Source organism: Streptacidiphilus sp. EB129 (genome assembly GCF_041262645.1).
Lineage (GTDB): Bacteria > Actinomycetota > Actinomycetes > Streptomycetales > Streptomycetaceae > Streptacidiphilus.
This window is the reverse complement of sequence record NZ_JBGCCS010000002.1, coordinates 131,146-146,186: the sequence shown is the minus strand read 5'-3', so window position 1 is coordinate 146,186 and position 15,041 is coordinate 131,146. Positions and strand designations below refer to the sequence as shown.

14 protein-coding genes are annotated in these 15,041 nt (G+C 70.7%); 9 read left to right on the top strand and 5 right to left on the bottom strand.

What is annotated here, in order from left to right; all coding sequences use genetic code 11:
- Nucleotides 1-268: 268 nt before the first annotated feature.
- Nucleotides 269-2,083, top strand: coding sequence for a stealth family protein (locus ABH925_RS02870; protein WP_370145126.1), 1,815 nt, complete (start codon nt 269-271; stop codon nt 2,081-2,083).
- A gap of 87 nt (nt 2,084-2,170) precedes the next feature.
- On the opposite strand, the gene ABH925_RS02865 is transcribed toward ABH925_RS02870, so the two are convergent.
- From ABH925_RS02865 to ABH925_RS02850, 4 genes are all read right to left on the bottom strand, one after another.
- Complete coding sequence (locus ABH925_RS02865; protein WP_370145125.1) at nt 2,171-3,142, bottom strand: heme A synthase; 972 nt, start codon at nt 3,140-3,142, stop codon at nt 2,171-2,173.
- Between the two features lie 123 nt (nt 3,143-3,265).
- Complete coding sequence (locus tag ABH925_RS02860) at nt 3,266-4,246, bottom strand: hypothetical protein (RefSeq protein WP_370145124.1); 981 nt, start codon at nt 4,244-4,246, stop codon at nt 3,266-3,268.
- Between the two features lie 365 nt (nt 4,247-4,611).
- Nucleotides 4,612-5,331, bottom strand: coding sequence for an ABC transporter permease (locus ABH925_RS02855; protein ID WP_370145406.1), 720 nt, complete (start codon nt 5,329-5,331; stop codon nt 4,612-4,614).
- 131 nt (nt 5,332-5,462) lie between these two features.
- A complete protein-coding gene (locus ABH925_RS02850) occupies nt 5,463-6,392 on the bottom strand; it encodes an ABC transporter ATP-binding protein (RefSeq protein ID WP_370145123.1) in 930 nt (309 codons plus the stop codon).
- Nucleotides 6,393-6,526: 134 nt separating this feature from the next.
- Between ABH925_RS02850 and ABH925_RS02845 the strand changes: the two genes are divergently transcribed.
- The 8 genes from ABH925_RS02845 (at nt 6,527) to ABH925_RS02810 (ending at nt 13,361) form a co-directional block, all read left to right on the top strand.
- A complete protein-coding gene (locus ABH925_RS02845) occupies nt 6,527-7,393 on the top strand; it encodes a helix-turn-helix transcriptional regulator (protein ID WP_370145405.1) in 867 nt (288 codons plus the stop codon).
- The gene (gene sufB / locus ABH925_RS02840; RefSeq protein ID WP_370145122.1) at nt 7,390-8,802 is read left to right on the top strand and encodes a Fe-S cluster assembly protein SufB; all 1,413 of its coding nucleotides are present in this window, start codon (nt 7,390-7,392) and stop codon (nt 8,800-8,802) included. The genes ABH925_RS02845 and sufB overlap by 4 nt, the downstream gene beginning before the upstream one ends.
- 57 nt (nt 8,803-8,859) lie before the next feature.
- Nucleotides 8,860-10,113, top strand: a complete 1,254-nt coding sequence (gene sufD / locus ABH925_RS02835; protein ID WP_370145121.1) for a Fe-S cluster assembly protein SufD — start codon at nt 8,860-8,862, stop codon at nt 10,111-10,113.
- The gene (locus tag ABH925_RS02830; RefSeq protein ID WP_370145120.1) at nt 10,110-10,427 is read left to right on the top strand and encodes a non-heme iron oxygenase ferredoxin subunit; all 318 of its coding nucleotides are present in this window, start codon (nt 10,110-10,112) and stop codon (nt 10,425-10,427) included. Before sufD ends, ABH925_RS02830 begins: the two co-directional genes overlap by 4 nt.
- A gap of 4 nt (nt 10,428-10,431) precedes the next feature.
- Complete coding sequence (gene sufC / locus ABH925_RS02825; RefSeq protein WP_370145119.1) at nt 10,432-11,223, top strand: Fe-S cluster assembly ATPase SufC; 792 nt, start codon at nt 10,432-10,434, stop codon at nt 11,221-11,223.
- Entirely contained in the window at nt 11,220-12,494 is a 1,275-nt protein-coding gene (locus ABH925_RS02820; RefSeq protein ID WP_370145118.1) for a cysteine desulfurase, read from the top strand. Before sufC ends, ABH925_RS02820 begins: the two co-directional genes overlap by 4 nt.
- A 16-nt stretch (nt 12,495-12,510) precedes the next feature.
- Nucleotides 12,511-12,966, top strand: coding sequence for a Fe-S cluster assembly sulfur transfer protein SufU (sufU, locus tag ABH925_RS02815; RefSeq protein WP_370145117.1), 456 nt, complete (start codon nt 12,511-12,513; stop codon nt 12,964-12,966).
- Between the two features lie 107 nt (nt 12,967-13,073).
- Nucleotides 13,074-13,361 carry a metal-sulfur cluster assembly factor gene (locus tag ABH925_RS02810; RefSeq protein WP_370145404.1) on the top strand — a complete coding sequence of 96 codons (288 nt, stop codon included), beginning with the start codon at nt 13,074-13,076 and terminating at the stop codon, nt 13,359-13,361.
- 116 nt (nt 13,362-13,477) lie between these two features.
- Here the strand turns inward: ABH925_RS02810 and ABH925_RS02805 are convergent, their stop codons facing one another.
- The gene (locus ABH925_RS02805; protein ID WP_370145116.1) at nt 13,478-14,815 is read right to left on the bottom strand and encodes an MFS transporter; all 1,338 of its coding nucleotides are present in this window, start codon (nt 14,813-14,815) and stop codon (nt 13,478-13,480) included.
- Nucleotides 14,816-15,041 lie beyond the last annotated feature (226 nt).

Below are 15,041 nucleotides of genomic sequence, written 5' to 3'. Positions count from 1 at the left end.
GGGATGTGAGATTTTCATGACGTCTTGGTCACGCTGATAGAGGATACGTTCATCTTCAACCCGCCTCTGCAGGTGCTGAAATCGGGATGAGTCGCCCCCTGGGCCCGGTGGGCGCTGTGAGGTCCCCAGCTCAATACGGTGAACATGATATGAATGTTGCCCGTAGGCAACGTGCAGTTCTGTCGAACGGTCTTGTTGCGTACATTTAATGATCTTGTCGGCACGGCCTATCTGCGCACGTGCCTGTGTTGCAGCCGGGGGACAAGCCATGAACGACGGGAACCACTCACGAGTGGACTCGCAGGCGAGCCCTGCGGGCAGTCTGGTGAACCGGAACCCCGAGGCCTCCACGCTGGTGCGGGTCTACCGCAGGGCGCTCACCGAAGACACCCGGCGCAGGATAGCCAGACGCGTCTCGCATGACGCCAGGACCCAGGTCATGGAGGCGATAGCCTCCGCCACGGCCCTTCGGCGCCAGGCGGGGCAGCTTCGCACCAGGCTCAGGATCCGCTCGAACCCCGGGCTGTTCAAGGGCGCAGGGCGCCGGGCGATCACCGCCGCCGGTGTGCCGCGCGTGGCCTTCGTCGTCGACGGCCTCTCCCCGCTCACCGCCTACCGGACCAACCGGGCGTCCGTCACCGACGCCCTGGACGCCGCCGGGATCGACTACTTCTGCGTGCGCGGGGGAAACGACCTCGCCCCCAGCGTCGGTATCCCGGAGAGCCAGCGCCGCTCCGCGCTGCGCGCGCTCGCGGCCCTCTGCCGGGAGCGTCCCGGCTATCTCGCCGTCATGCCGCAGGGCAACACCACGCCGAAGCACGTGGAACCGACGCAGCGTCAGTCCGCTTGGCGCAAGATCGACTCCGTCCCGGTGTTCCGGCTCACCTGGTTCCTCGCCGACCCCACCGGCCGCCTGGTCATGGGGCCCGAGCACGGTTGCGACATCGAGTTCTGGACCGAGCGCGACGGGGAACTGATCGCGCCGCGAAGCAACCGCAGCGCCGTGCAGCTCCGGGTCGACGGCAACCCCGTCGATGTCCCCGGGGACACCTTCACCCGGCTCGTGGCCCAGGACTCCCTGGGTGGCGCGACCGTGCGCTCCCGGGAGGAGTTCGCGGTCCCCGTCCCGAACGACATCCGCTTCCCCATCGACGCCGTCTTCACCTGGGTGGACGGCGCTGACGAGAAGTGGCAGCTTCGCCGGGCCGAGTACGCCGGGGAGCTTGCCACCGAGAGCCATGAGGAAGCCGCCAACGACGCCCGTTACCTGAGCCGGGACGAACTGCGCTACTCGCTGCGTGCCCTGGAGCTCAACGCCCCGTGGATCCGCACGGTCTACCTGGTCACGGACGATCAGGTGCCCGACTGGCTGGTCTCGGAACACCCCCGGCTGCGGGTGGTGAGCCACCGGGAGATCTTCAGCGACGCCGGGCTGCTGCCCACGTTCAACTCCCATGCGATCGAGTCGCAGCTGCACCACATCGAAGGCCTCTCCGAGCAGTTCCTCTACTTCAACGACGACGTCTTCCTCGCCTCGCCGCTGACGCCCAACGCCTTCTTCCATTCCAACGGCATCAGTCGGTTCTTCCCGTCCCCCGCGCTGGTGCCGCACGGCACGCCCTCCCACCTGGACGCCCCGGTGGCGGCGGCGGGGAAGAACAACCGCCGGCTGATCGAAGCCGAGTTCGGCACCACGTTGATCGCGAAGATGAAGCATGTCCCGCACGCGCTGAGACGCAGTGTCCTAGCGGAGATCGAGGAGCAGTTCGCGGAGGAGTACCAGCGGACCGCACGGTCGCGCTTCCGTAGCCCGATGGACCTCTCCGTCGCCTCCTCGCTGGCGCACTACTACGGCTACCACACCGGGCGGTCGGTACCGGGCGAGCTGCTCTACGACTACATCGACCTGTCGCACCGGACCGCGACCCGCCGGCTCGGCCGGGCCATCGCCGACCGCGACCTGCAGGTGTTCTGCATCAACGACACCGTCTCCACCTCGGCGCAGGCGCAGGCGCAGACGCAGTTGCTGACGCCCTTCCTGGAGGCGTACTTCCCGGTCGCGAGCAGCTTCGAACGCTGCTGATCCGGTGGAGAGCTGAGCCCCGACAACGCAAGCCCTGCAGGTGAGGCCCCGTGCGGACGTCCGCACGGGGCCTCACCTGCAGGGCTGTCAGACGCCGGCCAGATCGCCGGCGACCGCCTCGATGTTCGCGGGGCGGGGCAGCGCGCCGACGGCGGGTCGGGTGCGCAGGGACAGGTGCAGCCGCAGCACGGCCACCCAGACCAGGGCCGCGCCCAGGAGGTGCACGCCGACCACGAGTTCGGGCAGGTGCGTGAAGTACTGCACATAGCCGATCACGGCCTGGGAGAGCAGCACCAGGACGAACTCCACCGCGCGGCGCCGGGGGGCGGCCGGTGCGTCCACCGCGAGCAGCACGAACACCATGGCCAGGGCGAGGCCGATGGTGACCATGGCGAAGTCGGCGTGGAACTGGGTGACCTTCTCCCAGTCGAAGGGCATCCGCTTGACCGCGGTGCCGTCGCCCGAGTGCGGGCCGGTGCCGGTGGCCAGGGTGCCGGCCACGATCAGCAGCGCGGTCACCCCGATGGTCAGCCGGGACAGCTGGATCACCGGGCGGCCCACGGTGCGGACCGGCTCGCCGTCGCCCTCGCGGGAGCGCTGCCACATCGTCAGGGCGCTCAGGATCAGCACCGGGGACGCCAGGAAGTGCACCGCGACCACGAAGGGGTTGAGGTGGGTGAGCACGGTCACACCGCCCCACACCGCCTCGAACACGGTGACCCAGAACTGGGCCCAGCCCAGCCGGGTCAGGCTGCGGCGCCACGGCTTGGCGCAGCGCGCGGCGATGATGGCCGCCCCGATCACCACGCACAGCACGTCGGTGAGCATCCGGTTGCCGAACTCGATGATGCCGTGGACGCCCATCGCGGGCGTCGTGGCGATGCTGCCGCCGGTGCAGGTGGGCCAGGTCGGGCAGCCGAGGCCGGAGCCGGTCAGCCGGACCGCGCCGCCGGTGACGACTACCAGCACGCTCATCACCAGCGTCGCGAACGCGGTCCAGCGGACGATCCGGTCCGAGACGGTGACGCGCTCGGCGAGGAGGGAGAAGGGGGTACGCACGGATTCATCGTAGATTGCGTGCCGGGCGATCTTTCGCCGCCCCCCGCGGGGGACGACGAAGGGCGCGGGGAGCCGCAGTGCTGCGGCTCCCCGCGCCCCGGATTCGTGCGGGCGCGCTACCGGTCAGTGGCGACCGGCGGCCGAACGACGGCGCAGTGCGAAGACCGCGCCGCCGCCGGCGACGATCAGGGCCGCGCCGATGCCGGCGATGGTGCCGCTGCTGCTGCCGCCACCGGTCTCGGCCAGGCTGGTGCTCGGCGAGGCCGACGCCGAGGCGCTGGTGGTGGCGTCCACCGAGGAGCTGGGCTTGGCGCTGGGGGAGGTCCCGCCGGTGCCGCCACCCGTGGTGGTGCCCGTGGTGCCGCCGGTGGTGGTGCCGCCCGTCGTCGTCCCGCCGGTGGTGGTGCCGCCGGTCGTGCCGCCACCCGTGGTGCCGCCCGTGGTCCCGCCGGTCGTGCCGCCGCCGGTGGTGGCGCCGGTCGTCGTGCCGCCGGTCGTCGTGCCGCCGGTCGTCGTGCCGCCGGTGGTGGTGCCGCCGGTCGACTGGGTGGGGGCGCACTTGTTCACGCCGCCGTTCCACCACGCCAGCTTGGCGCTGCCGATCACGGCCTGGTCCGGACCGACCGGCAGCTTGCCGTGGCCGGGCTGGTCGCCGCCGTCGAAGATGGTGGCGCCCTTGTAGAGGTCGACCTGCGCGAAGCAGCCCTCGGCCGGGACCTTGGTGGACAGGGTGCCGGTCTGACCGTTGCTCAGGTCGACGGTCGAGTAGTCGACGAAGGTCTGGACGCCGGAGGTCTCCCAGGTCGGGCCCTCGGTCAGGTACGAGGCCAGCGAGACCTGGCAGGTCCGGTCCTTGGCGGCGGTGACGCTGATGGTGACCTTGCCGTCCGCGGTGGCGAACAGCTCGGGGAGGCGGCCGTTCGGCGTGAAGGGCACGCCGTTGATGGTGAAGCTGCAGGCGGCAGCGGTGTTCGCGCCGGTGCCGTGCATGCCGTGGGACTCGGCGGCGGAGGCGGTGCCGGCCGCGGCCAGGCCCAGCGCGAGCGCGGCCGAGCCGACGCCGGCTATGCGCACCAGGGAGGCGGTACGACGAGAGTGGGACACGAATTCCCCTTGAGGAGGTCAGGCCAGGATGAATGGAGCCCTGGGGTGACCGGCGTGGTCCCTTGGTCCGGTACCACGGGTATCAGTGGCGGAATTGTGTGCGCCTCCCCCAGCAGCTCCACACATAGTCAATTTCCCCAGTGGTCTTGTCAATTCATGGGAAAAGCGACATAGCTGCCCAATCGATTCGCCGCGCATGCGGACCGGAACCCGCGGCGCTCGGGCGCGCGGCCTGCCGCACGGTCAACCAGCCAGCGGGGCACCGGGGTTGGCCGTACGGGCGGTGGATCTGGAGCCCTGTGTTCCGATCGTGCAACGGCTGCTCCCCAAGGGCCACTCCCGAACGGCTACTCCCACCCGAACGGCTACTCCCAGCGGAAGAAGCGCGCGGCGGCGGCCAGGGCCACGACCGCCCAGGCGGCCAGGATGCCCAGGTCGGCCCAGGGCAGCGCGGCGCCCTGCTGGAGCACCGAGCGCAGCCCGTCGGACAGCGCGCTGATCGGCAGCGCCTCCAGCGCCGGGCGCACCGCGGCGGGGAACTTCGCCAGCGGCACGATGACCCCGCCGGCCAGCAGCAGCAGGATGAACACCAGGTTGGCGGCGGCCAGGGTGGCCTCGGCCCGCAGGGTGCCGGCCATCAGCAGGCCGAGGCCGGAGAAGGCCGCCGTGCCCAGGAGCAGCAGCAGGGCCACCGCGACGGGGTTGCCGTGCGGATGCCAGCCGAGCCCGAAGGCGATCGCCGACAGCAGTGCGACCTGCAGCACCTCGGTGATCAGCACGCTGCCGGTCTTGGCGGTCATCAGCGCCCAGCGCGGCAGCGGGCTGGCGCCCAGCCGCTTCAGTACCCCGTAGCGGCGTTCGAATCCGGTGGCGATGGCCTGGCCGGTGAACGCGGTGGACATCACCGCGAGGGCGAGCAGTCCGGGCGCGAGGAAGTCCACCCGGGCCCCCGGTCCGGTGGTGGCGACGATGTCGACCGCGCTGAACAGCACCAGCAGCACGCTGGGGATGATCACGGTGAGCAGCAGCTGCTCGCCGTTGCGCAGCAGTAGCGACGTCTCCAGGCCGGTCTGCGCGCGCAGCATCCGGCCGATCGGTGCGGCGCCGGGCCGGGGGGCGAGGCCGCCCGCCGCGGGGCCGCCCGTCGCCGGGCCGCTCGGTGCGTCGCTGCTCGGTGCGTCGCTGCTCGGTGCGTCGCTGGTGGGCGAGTGGCTGGTCATCCGCGCAGGTCCCGTCCGGTCAGTTCGAGGAAGACGTCTTCGAGGGTGTGCCGCTCGACCGCGAGCCGCTCCGGCATCACCCCGGCCTGCGCGCACCAGGTGGTGACGGTGGCCAGCAGCTGCGGATCCACGGTGCCCTCGACCAGGTAGCTGCCCGGGCTGGGCTCGGTCGCGTCGCTGCCGTCCGGGAGCGCCTTGAGCAGCGTCTGCAGGTCCAGGCCGGGGCGGGCCTGGAAGCGCACGGTGTTGCCCGCGTCGCCGCGGCACAGCTCGTCGGGGCTGCCCTCGGCGATCACCCGGCCGCCGTCGACGATGGCGACGTGGTCGGCCAGCTGCTCGGCCTCGTCCATGTGATGGGTGGTGAGCACCACGCTCACGCCGTCGGCGCGCAGGTCGCGGACCAGGTCCCAGGTGGCGCGGCGGGCGTGCGGGTCGAGTCCGGCGGTGGGCTCGTCCAGGAAGACCAGTTCCGGGCGGCCGACCACGGCCATGGCCAGCGCCAGCCGCTGCTGCTGCCCGCCGGAGAGCCGGCGGTAGCTGGTGCGGCCGCAGGAGTCCAGGCCGAGCCGTGCCGCCAGGGCGTCCACGTCCAGCGGGTGCGCGTGCAGTCGCGCGGTGTGCCGGAGCATCTCCAGGGCGCGCGCGCCGGGATAGACGCCCCCCGACTGCAGCATCACCCCGATTCGTGGACGCAGCCGGGCGGCGTCCGCCACCGGGTCCAGGCCCAGTACCCGCACCGTTCCGGCGTCGGGGCGGCGGTAGCCCTCGCAGGTCTCGATGGTGGTGGTCTTGCCGGCCCCGTTCGGGCCGAGGACGGCGGTGACGCTGCCACGGCGGACGGTGAGGTCGAGGCCGTTCACGGCCGTCGTGTCGCCGTACCGCTTGACCAGCCCGGTCACCAGGACGGCGGGCTCTTGGGAGTGCATGGCGAAGAGTCTACGAGGGCGCTGTTTGCGCTGGTCAGGTTAGGCAGTCCTTAGTGATTCATCAGACAGCGGCGGATCTCGGAGGGGAGTTGTTCCTGCGGGATGAATTACGCAACAATGGTGTTGTGAAAAACATGCGGGAGATCAGCGGGGGGATCGAGGCGGTCGCGACGACCGCCCATGCCTCTGTGCCCGCACCCTCCGTCCCCGAGTCCGCCGTCTCCGGAACGGTACTGCCCGGGTCCCTGCCGGCCGGGTCCGTGACCTCCGGCGCTGCTGCTCACGCGCACGTGGCCGTGGGGTCCTCGCGGGACCGGGTCGCCCGCTCCATCCTGGACCACGGCCCGAGCAGCGCCGCGGACCTCGCCGTCCGGCTGGGCCTGACCCAGGCGGCGGTACGCCGCCACCTGGATTCGCTGCTGGCCTCCGGGCTGGTCACGGCCCGTGAGCAGAAGGTCTACGGGCACCGCGGCCGGGGCCGTCCGGCCAAGGTGTTCCTGCTCACCGACTCCGGTCGGGACGCCTTCTACCAGGCCTACGACCAGCTGGCCGCCGACGCGCTGCGCTTCCTCGCGGAGGCCGCCGGTGGTGGCGAGGCCGGCCGCGAGGCGCTGGCGGCCTTCGCCCGGGCCCGGCTGGCCAAGGACGCGGTGCGCTACCGCGCCGCGCTCGCCGAGGGTCAGGCCAAGGGCGACGGCAGTCCCGCCGAGGCACTCGCCGGGGCGCTGTCCACGGACGGGTACGCTGCCACGGTGCGGCGTGCCCCTCTCGGAGAGCAGCTCTGCCAGCACCACTGCCCGGTCGCGCACATCGCCGAGCAGTTCCCGCAGTTCTGCGAGGCCGAGACCGAGGTCTTCTCGCAGCTGCTGGGCACCCATGTGCAGCGGTTGGCCACCATCGCCCACGGCGACGGCGTGTGCACCACTTTCGTGCCCAGCGCCTCCACCCCTTCTTCTCACGCCAATGACAGTTCGCCAGTCTCCGGGAGGAACCCCGAATGACCACCACCGCTCACCCGGAGCTTGAGGGCCTGGGCACCTACGAGTTCGGCTGGTCCGACTCCGACGCCGCGGGCGCTGCCGCCAAGCGCGGGCTGTCCGAGGCGGTCGTCCGTGACATCTCGGAGAAGAAGTCCGAGCCCGAGTGGATGCTCAAGCTGCGCCTCAAGGGCCTGAAGCTGTTCGACAAGAAGCCCATGCCGACCTGGGGTTCCGACCTCAGCGGGATCGACTTCGACAACATCAAGTACTTCGTGCGCTCCACCGAGAAGCAGGCGGAGTCCTGGGAGGACCTGCCCGAGGACATCAAGAACACCTACGACAAGCTGGGCATCCCGGAGGCGGAGAAGCAGCGCCTGGTCGCCGGTGTCGCCGCCCAGTACGAGTCCGAGGTGGTCTACCACCAGATCAACAAGGAGCTGGAGGCGCAGGGTGTCATCTTCCTCGACACCGACACCGCGCTGAAGGAGCACCCCGAGCTGTTCCAGGAGTACTTCGGCACCGTCATCCCGGTCGGTGACAACAAGTTCGCCTCGCTGAACAGCGCCGTGTGGTCCGGCGGCTCCTTCATCTACGTGCCGAAGGGCGTGCACGTCGAGATCCCGCTGCAGGCCTACTTCCGGATCAACACCGAGAACATGGGCCAGTTCGAGCGGACGCTGATCATCGTCGACGAGGACGCCTACGTCCACTACGTCGAGGGCTGCACCGCGCCGGTCTACTCCTCGGACTCGCTGCACAGCGCCGTGGTCGAGATCATCGTGAAGAAGGGCGGCCGCTGCCGCTACACGACCATCCAGAACTGGTCGAACAACGTCTACAACCTGGTGACCAAGCGCGCCGTCGCCTACGAGGGCGCCACCATGGAGTGGGTCGACGGCAACATCGGCTCCAAGGTCACCATGAAGTACCCGGCCGTCTACCTGATGGGCGAGCACGCCAAGGGTGAGACCCTGTCGATCGCCTTCGCCGGCGCCGGGCAGCACCAGGACGCCGGGGCCAAGATGGTCCACATGGCGCCCAACACCTCGTCCAACATCATCTCCAAGTCGGTGGCGCGAGGCGGCGGCCGCACCTCGTACCGCGGCCTGATCGAGATCGGCGAGGGCTCCAAGGGGGCCAAGTCGAACGTGCTCTGCGACGCGCTGCTGGTGGACACCATCTCCCGCTCCGACACGTACCCCTACGTGGACGTGCGCGAGGACGACGTCTCCATGGGCCACGAGGCGACCGTCTCCAAGGTCAGCGAGGACCAGCTCTTCTACCTGATGAGCCGGGGCATGACCGAGTTCGAGGCGATGGCGATGATCGTCCGCGGCTTCGTCGAGCCGATCGCCAAGGAACTGCCGATGGAGTACGCGCTGGAGCTCAACCGGCTGATCGAGCTGCAGATGGAAGGCTCCGTGGGCTGACCGCCCGGCAGTCTTCGGATCCTCCCACCTACCGTGAAAGAGAGCAGTACGACAGCTATGGCTGACACGCCTTCGAACGCCGCCGGCACCACTCCCGGCGGCTCGACCACGGCCGGCTCCATCGAGGTCGGCACCGCCGGCGCCGGTGCCCAGCTGGCCGGGCCCGGTACCGGTCGCGACACCGTCGCGGTCCAGCCCGTCGACGCCCGCGCGCAGGCCGTCGCCTCCTACGACGTCGCGGACTTCGCGGTCCCGACCGGTCGCGAGGAGAACTGGCGGTTCACCCCGCTGCAGCGGCTGCGCGGGCTGCACGACGGCAGCGCCGTCGCGGACGCCGACGCGCTCAAGGTCGACGTGAGCGCCCCGGCCGGTGTCGTGGTCGAGCTGGTGGACCGCACCGACCCGCGGGTCGGCAGGGCCGGCAAGCCGGTGGACCGGGTCGCCGCCCAGGCGTTCAGCGGCTTCGAGAAGGCCGGCCTGGTCTCGGTGCCGCGCGACACCCAGCTCACCGAGCCGATCCGGATCACCGTCCACGGCCAGGGCGGCACCGCCTACTCCCACCAGGTGATCGAGGTCGGCGCGTTCTCCGAGGCCCAGGTCGTCATCGAGCACACCGGTGACGCCGTGCTGGCCGCCAACGTCGAGTTCCTGATCGGCGACGGCGCCAAGCTCACCGTGGTCTCCATCCAGGACTGGGACGGCACCGCGGTCCACGTCGGCCAGCACACCGCGCTGGTCGGCCGGGACGCCTCGTTCAAGTCCGTGGTGGTCACCTTCGGCGGCGACCTGGTCCGGCTGCACCCGCGCGTGGTCTACGGATCCACCGGTGGTGAGGCCGACCTGTTCGGGCTGTACTTCGCCGACGCCGGCCAGCACCTGGAGCACCGCCTCTTCATCGACCACGACACCCCGCACTGCCGCAGCAACGTCGCCTACAAGGGCGCGCTGCAGGGCCGCGACGCCCGCGTGGTCTGGGTCGGCGACGTGCTGATCCGCGCCGCCGCCGAGGGCACCGACACCTACGAGCTCAACCGCAACCTGGTGCTCACCGACGGTGCGCGGGTCGACTCGATCCCCAACCTGGAGATCGAGACCGGCGAGATCGTCGGCGCCGGACACGCCTCCGCGACCGGCCGCTTCGACGACGAGCAGCTGTTCTACCTGCAGTCCCGCGGCATCCCGGCCGACGAGGCGCGCCGCCTGGTGGTGCGCGGCTTCTTCGCCGAGCTGGTCCAGCAGATCGGCCTGCCCGAGCTGCAGGAGCGGCTGCTGGCCACCATCGACGCGGAGCTGGAGGGGACCGTCGCATGAGCTTCGTGCGTGTCGCCGCTCTGAGCGAGCTTGAGGCGGACACCCCCAAGCGCGTCGAGATAGACGGCGTCCCGGTGTCGCTGGTGCGTACCGAGGGCGAGGTGTTCGCGATCAACGACATCTGCTCGCACGCCAACGTCTCCCTCTCCGAGGGCGAGGTGGACGACTGCTCCATCGAGTGCTGGCTGCACGGGTCGAGCTTCGACCTGCGCACCGGCAAGCCCTCCGGGCTGCCCGCGACCCGGCCCGTTCCCGTGTACCCCGTAAAGATCGAAGGGGACGATGTGCTCGTCTCCGTCACCCAGGAGTCCTGAGCCCATGGCAACCCTTGAAATCCGCGACCTGCACGTTTCCGTCGAGGCCGAGACCGGTCCGCGCGAGATCCTGCGCGGGGTCGACCTCGTCGTGAAGCAGGGCGAGACGCACGGCATCATGGGCCCCAACGGCTCCGGCAAGTCCACCCTGGCCTACTCTCTGGCCGGACACCCCAAGTACACGATCACCAGCGGCACCGTGCTGCTGGACGGCGAGGACGTGCTCGCGATGACCGTGGACGAGCGGGCCCGGGCCGGTCTCTTCCTGGCCATGCAGTACCCGGTCGAGGTCCCCGGCGTCTCGGTCTCCAACTTCCTCCGCACCTCGGCCACCGCGATCCGCGGTGAGGCGCCCAAGCTGCGCACCTGGGTGAAGGAGGTCAAGGCGGCCATGGCCGACCTGCAGATGGACCCGGCCTTCGCCGAGCGCAACGTCAACGAGGGCTTCTCCGGCGGCGAGAAGAAGCGCCACGAGATCCTCCAGATGGAGCTGCTCAAGCCCAAGGTCGCGATCCTCGACGAGACCGACTCCGGCCTCGACGTGGACGCGCTGCGGGTGGTCTCCGAGGGCGTCAACCGGGTACAGGCGGGCGGCGAGGTCGGCACCCTGCTGATCACCCACTACACGCGCATCCTGCGCTACATCAAGCCCGACTTCGTGCACGTCTTCGCGGCGGGCAAGATCGTCAAGTCCGGTGGCCCGGAGCTCGCCGACGAGCTGGAGAACGAGGGCTACGAGAAGTACGCGAAGGGTGGCTCCGCGAGCGGAGCGAACCAGACGGGCGGCGTCGAGTGACCCATACCTCTCTCTCTGTTCCCGGCATCACGGCGCTGGACACCGACGCGATCCGCAAGGACTTCCCGGTCCTGCAGCGGCTGCTGCACGGTGACAAGCCGCTGGTCTACCTGGACAGCGCGGCCACCTCGCAGAAGCCCCGCCAGGTGCTCGACGCCATGAACACGTACTACGAGCAGCACAACGCCAACGTCCACCGCGGCGTGCACACGCTCGCGGAGGAGGCCACGGCGCTCTACGAGGGCGCCCGTGACAAGGTCGCGTCCTTCATCAACGCGCCCAGCCGGGACGAGGTGGTCTTCACCAAGAACGCCTCCGAGTCGCTCAACCTGGTCGCCAACATGCTGGGCTGGGCCGACGAGCCGTACCGGGTGGACGCCGACTCCGAGATCGTGATCACGGAGATGGAGCACCACTCCAACATCGTGCCGTGGCAGCTGCTGTCGCAGCGCACCGGCGCGAAGCTGAAGTGGTTCGGTCTGACCGACGACGGCCGGCTCGACCTGTCGAACATCGACCAGATCATCACCGAGAAGACCAAGGTCGTCTCGTTCGTGCTGGTGTCCAACATCCTGGGCACGGTCAACCCGGTCGAGACCATCGTCCGGCGCGCGCAGGACGTCGGCGCGCTGGTGGTCATCGACGCCTCGCAGGCCGCCCCGCACATGGCGCTGGACGTGCAGGCGCTGGAGGCCGACTTCGTCGCCTTCACCGGGCACAAGATGCTGGCCCCGACCGGCATCGGCGTGCTCTGGGGCCGCCAGGAGCTGCTGGAGGACCTGCCGCCGTTCCTGGGCGGCGGCGAGATGATCGAGACCGTGTCGATGAGCTCGTCCACCTACGCCCCGGCGCCGCACAAGTTCGAGGCCGGCACCCCGCCGATCTCGCAGGCGATCGGGCTCGGCGCGGCCATCGACTACCTGACCGCGCTCGGCATGGACAACATCGCCGCGCACGAGCACCAGATCGTCGAGTACGCGCTGCGCCGCCTGCAGGAAGTCCCCGACCTGAAGATCATCGGCCCGACCACGGCCGAGGCCAGGGGCGCGGCGATCTCCTTCACGCTCGGCGACATCCACCCGCACGACGTCGGTCAGGTGCTGGACGAGCACGGCATCGCGGTCCGGGTCGGCCACCACTGCGCGCGGCCGGTCTGCCTGCGCTACGGAATTCCGGCGACCACGCGGGCGTCGTTCTATCTGTACTCCACCGAGGCTGAGGTGGACGCGCTGATCGACGGTCTGCACCACGTGCGGAACTTCTTCGGCTGAAGGGCGGCGGGAGACCATGAAGCTGGACTCGATGTACCAGGACATCATCCTGGACCACTACAAGCACCCCCACGGCAAGGGCCTGCGGGACGGCGACGCCGAGGTGCACCACGTCAACCCCACCTGCGGTGACGAGATCACCCTGCGGGTGCGGCTGGACGGCGGCACCATCGCCGACATCTCGTACGATTCGCAGGGCTGTTCGATCAGCCAGGCGAGCGCCTCGGTGCTGAACGACCTGCTGGTCGGCAAGCAGCTGGGGGAGGCGCAGCGGATCCAGGAGGCCTTCCTGGAGCTGATGCAGAGCAAGGGCCAGTCCGAGGGTGACGAGGAGGTCCTGGACGACGCGGTCGCGTTCGCCGGGGTCTCCAAGTACCCCGCGCGGGTGAAGTGCGCCCTGCTCAGCTGGATGGCCTGGAAGGACGCCACGGCGCAGGCCCTGGCCGGTACCCCTGTGAGGGAAAGCGCATGAGCGAGACGACTGACACGGCCGCGACTGACACGGCCGCGGCGGAGACGCCGGCGGCGGAGAGCACCTTCGTCGGGACGACCGCGGGCACCGTTGCCGTGGACGACCTGATGGAGGCCCTGATGGACGTGGTCGACCCCGAGCTGGGGATCGACGTGGTCAACCTGGGCCTGATCTACGGTGTGCACATCGACGAGGGCGACGTCGCCACCATCGACATGACGCTGACCTCGGCGGCCTGCCCGCTGACCGACGTCATCGAGGACCAGGCCCGCACCGCGACCGACGGTCTGGTCCAGGACCTGCGGATCAACTGGGTCTGGATGCCGCCGTGGGGCCCGGACAAGATCACCGACGACGGCCGGGACCAGCTCCGCGCCCTGGGCTTCAACGTTTGATGACAGCTTCAGCTGAATAGTCCGTATTCCCACCGCCGCGTGGTTTCATCCCTTCCGGGGAATGAACCGCGCGGCGGTGGTGTATGGGCTGCCCAGCAGCAAGGCTGTACCGACCGTCAGTCGGTCCTGCGGAGTGATGCGGCGGCGAGGGCGAGGCAGGCGGTGGCGGCGACGGCGGCGAAGAGGCTGACGGCCGGGAGGATGCCCCGGTGCTGGGCGAGCAGGCCGACCCCGATGATGGGCACCGAGCTGCCCAGATAGACGATGACCCACAGGGTGCTGAGCTGACCGGCGCGGCCGGCCGGGTCGAGGGCGGCGGTGGCCCGGGTGAACAGGGCGCGGAAGGCCAGGCCCTGGCAGGTGCCGGCGAGCAGGCTGCCGAGGAACAGCAGGGCCGGGACGTGGGTGTAGCCGGCCAGGACGACCAGGCCGAGGCCGAGGGCCAGGCCGGTCATGCCGAGGGCCGGGACGGCCCGCCCCCGGGTGGGCCGGGCGAGCAGCTGGGCGGTCGCCGAGGAGCCCAGCAGCAGCGCCGCGACCAGCGCGCCGACCAGCGGGTTGCGGGTGTGCAGCAGATTCGCCGCGTACGAGGGCGCGAGGCTGAGATAGACGCCGAAGACGGCGTAGCTGACGAAACCGGTGGCGGCGGCCAGCAGGAACGGGCGGCGGCCGCGTACCGGCAGGCTCAGCGCGCGCGGACGCAGCGCGACGGCGCGGGCGGCGCGGGCCGGGGGCACGACCGGCGCGACCGGCGCGACGGGTGCGACGGGTGCCGCGTGGTGGTGGCCGGGGCTGCGCGGGTGCAGCAGCGCGAGCGGGACGCAGAGCACGAGCAGCGCGCAGGCGTGGATCAGGAACGGGGTGAGCACCGGATCGCCGCCGGGGACGGCCTTGGACAGGGCCGCGCCGAGCAGCGGGCCGAGGGCGACACCCCCGGCCGAGGCGGCCAGGGTGAGTTTGGCGGCGAGGGCCGGGCGGTCGGGCAGCAGGTCGCCGAGGGCGGCTCCGGCCGCCCCGGTGGCCAGGGCGACGGCGACGCCCTGGACGGCACGTCCGGCGGCGAGCTGTCCCAGGCTGCCGGCGGTGGCGAAGACGGTGTCGCCCAGGGCGGCCAGGACGACGGCGGGCAGCACCACGGCACGGCGTCCCAGCAGGTCGGACCAGTGGCCGACGGCCGCGAGCACCGGGACCAGGGCGAAGACGTAGGTGGTGAAGAGCAGCGTGGTGTCCAGCGCGGTCAGGTGCAGCCGCTGCTGGAGGACCGGGTAGAGCGGGGTGGCCAGATTGGCACCGGCCAGGAGCAGCAGCAGGATCGCCGCGGACAGTCCGACCCGGACGCCTCGGACGGCGTTCCAACGGCTCAGAGCGGGTGTGCGCAGCAGCTCGCGCGGGGTGAGCTCGCGGGGAAGGAGGGACTCCGACAGCCGGGTTGCGGCAGGGGAGAGTTCCGCCATGGCAGGGGTCTCCTGGCGTACGGGCTCCGGGGCAGGGCGGCGGGGTGTGCCGACCGGGGTCCGGGTGGAGCGGGGGTGCGGATACGAGCGGAGCGTCGTCGCTCCGGGGCCCCGGCCGCGCTGGTGTGCGCAGGGGCCTCGCGGAGGATACGTGCTGGGTGCGGCGGAAGGGAAAACGGCGGGGGCGCGCGGGGGTGTGGAGGCGGTTTCGGGACGCTGCGGTGGA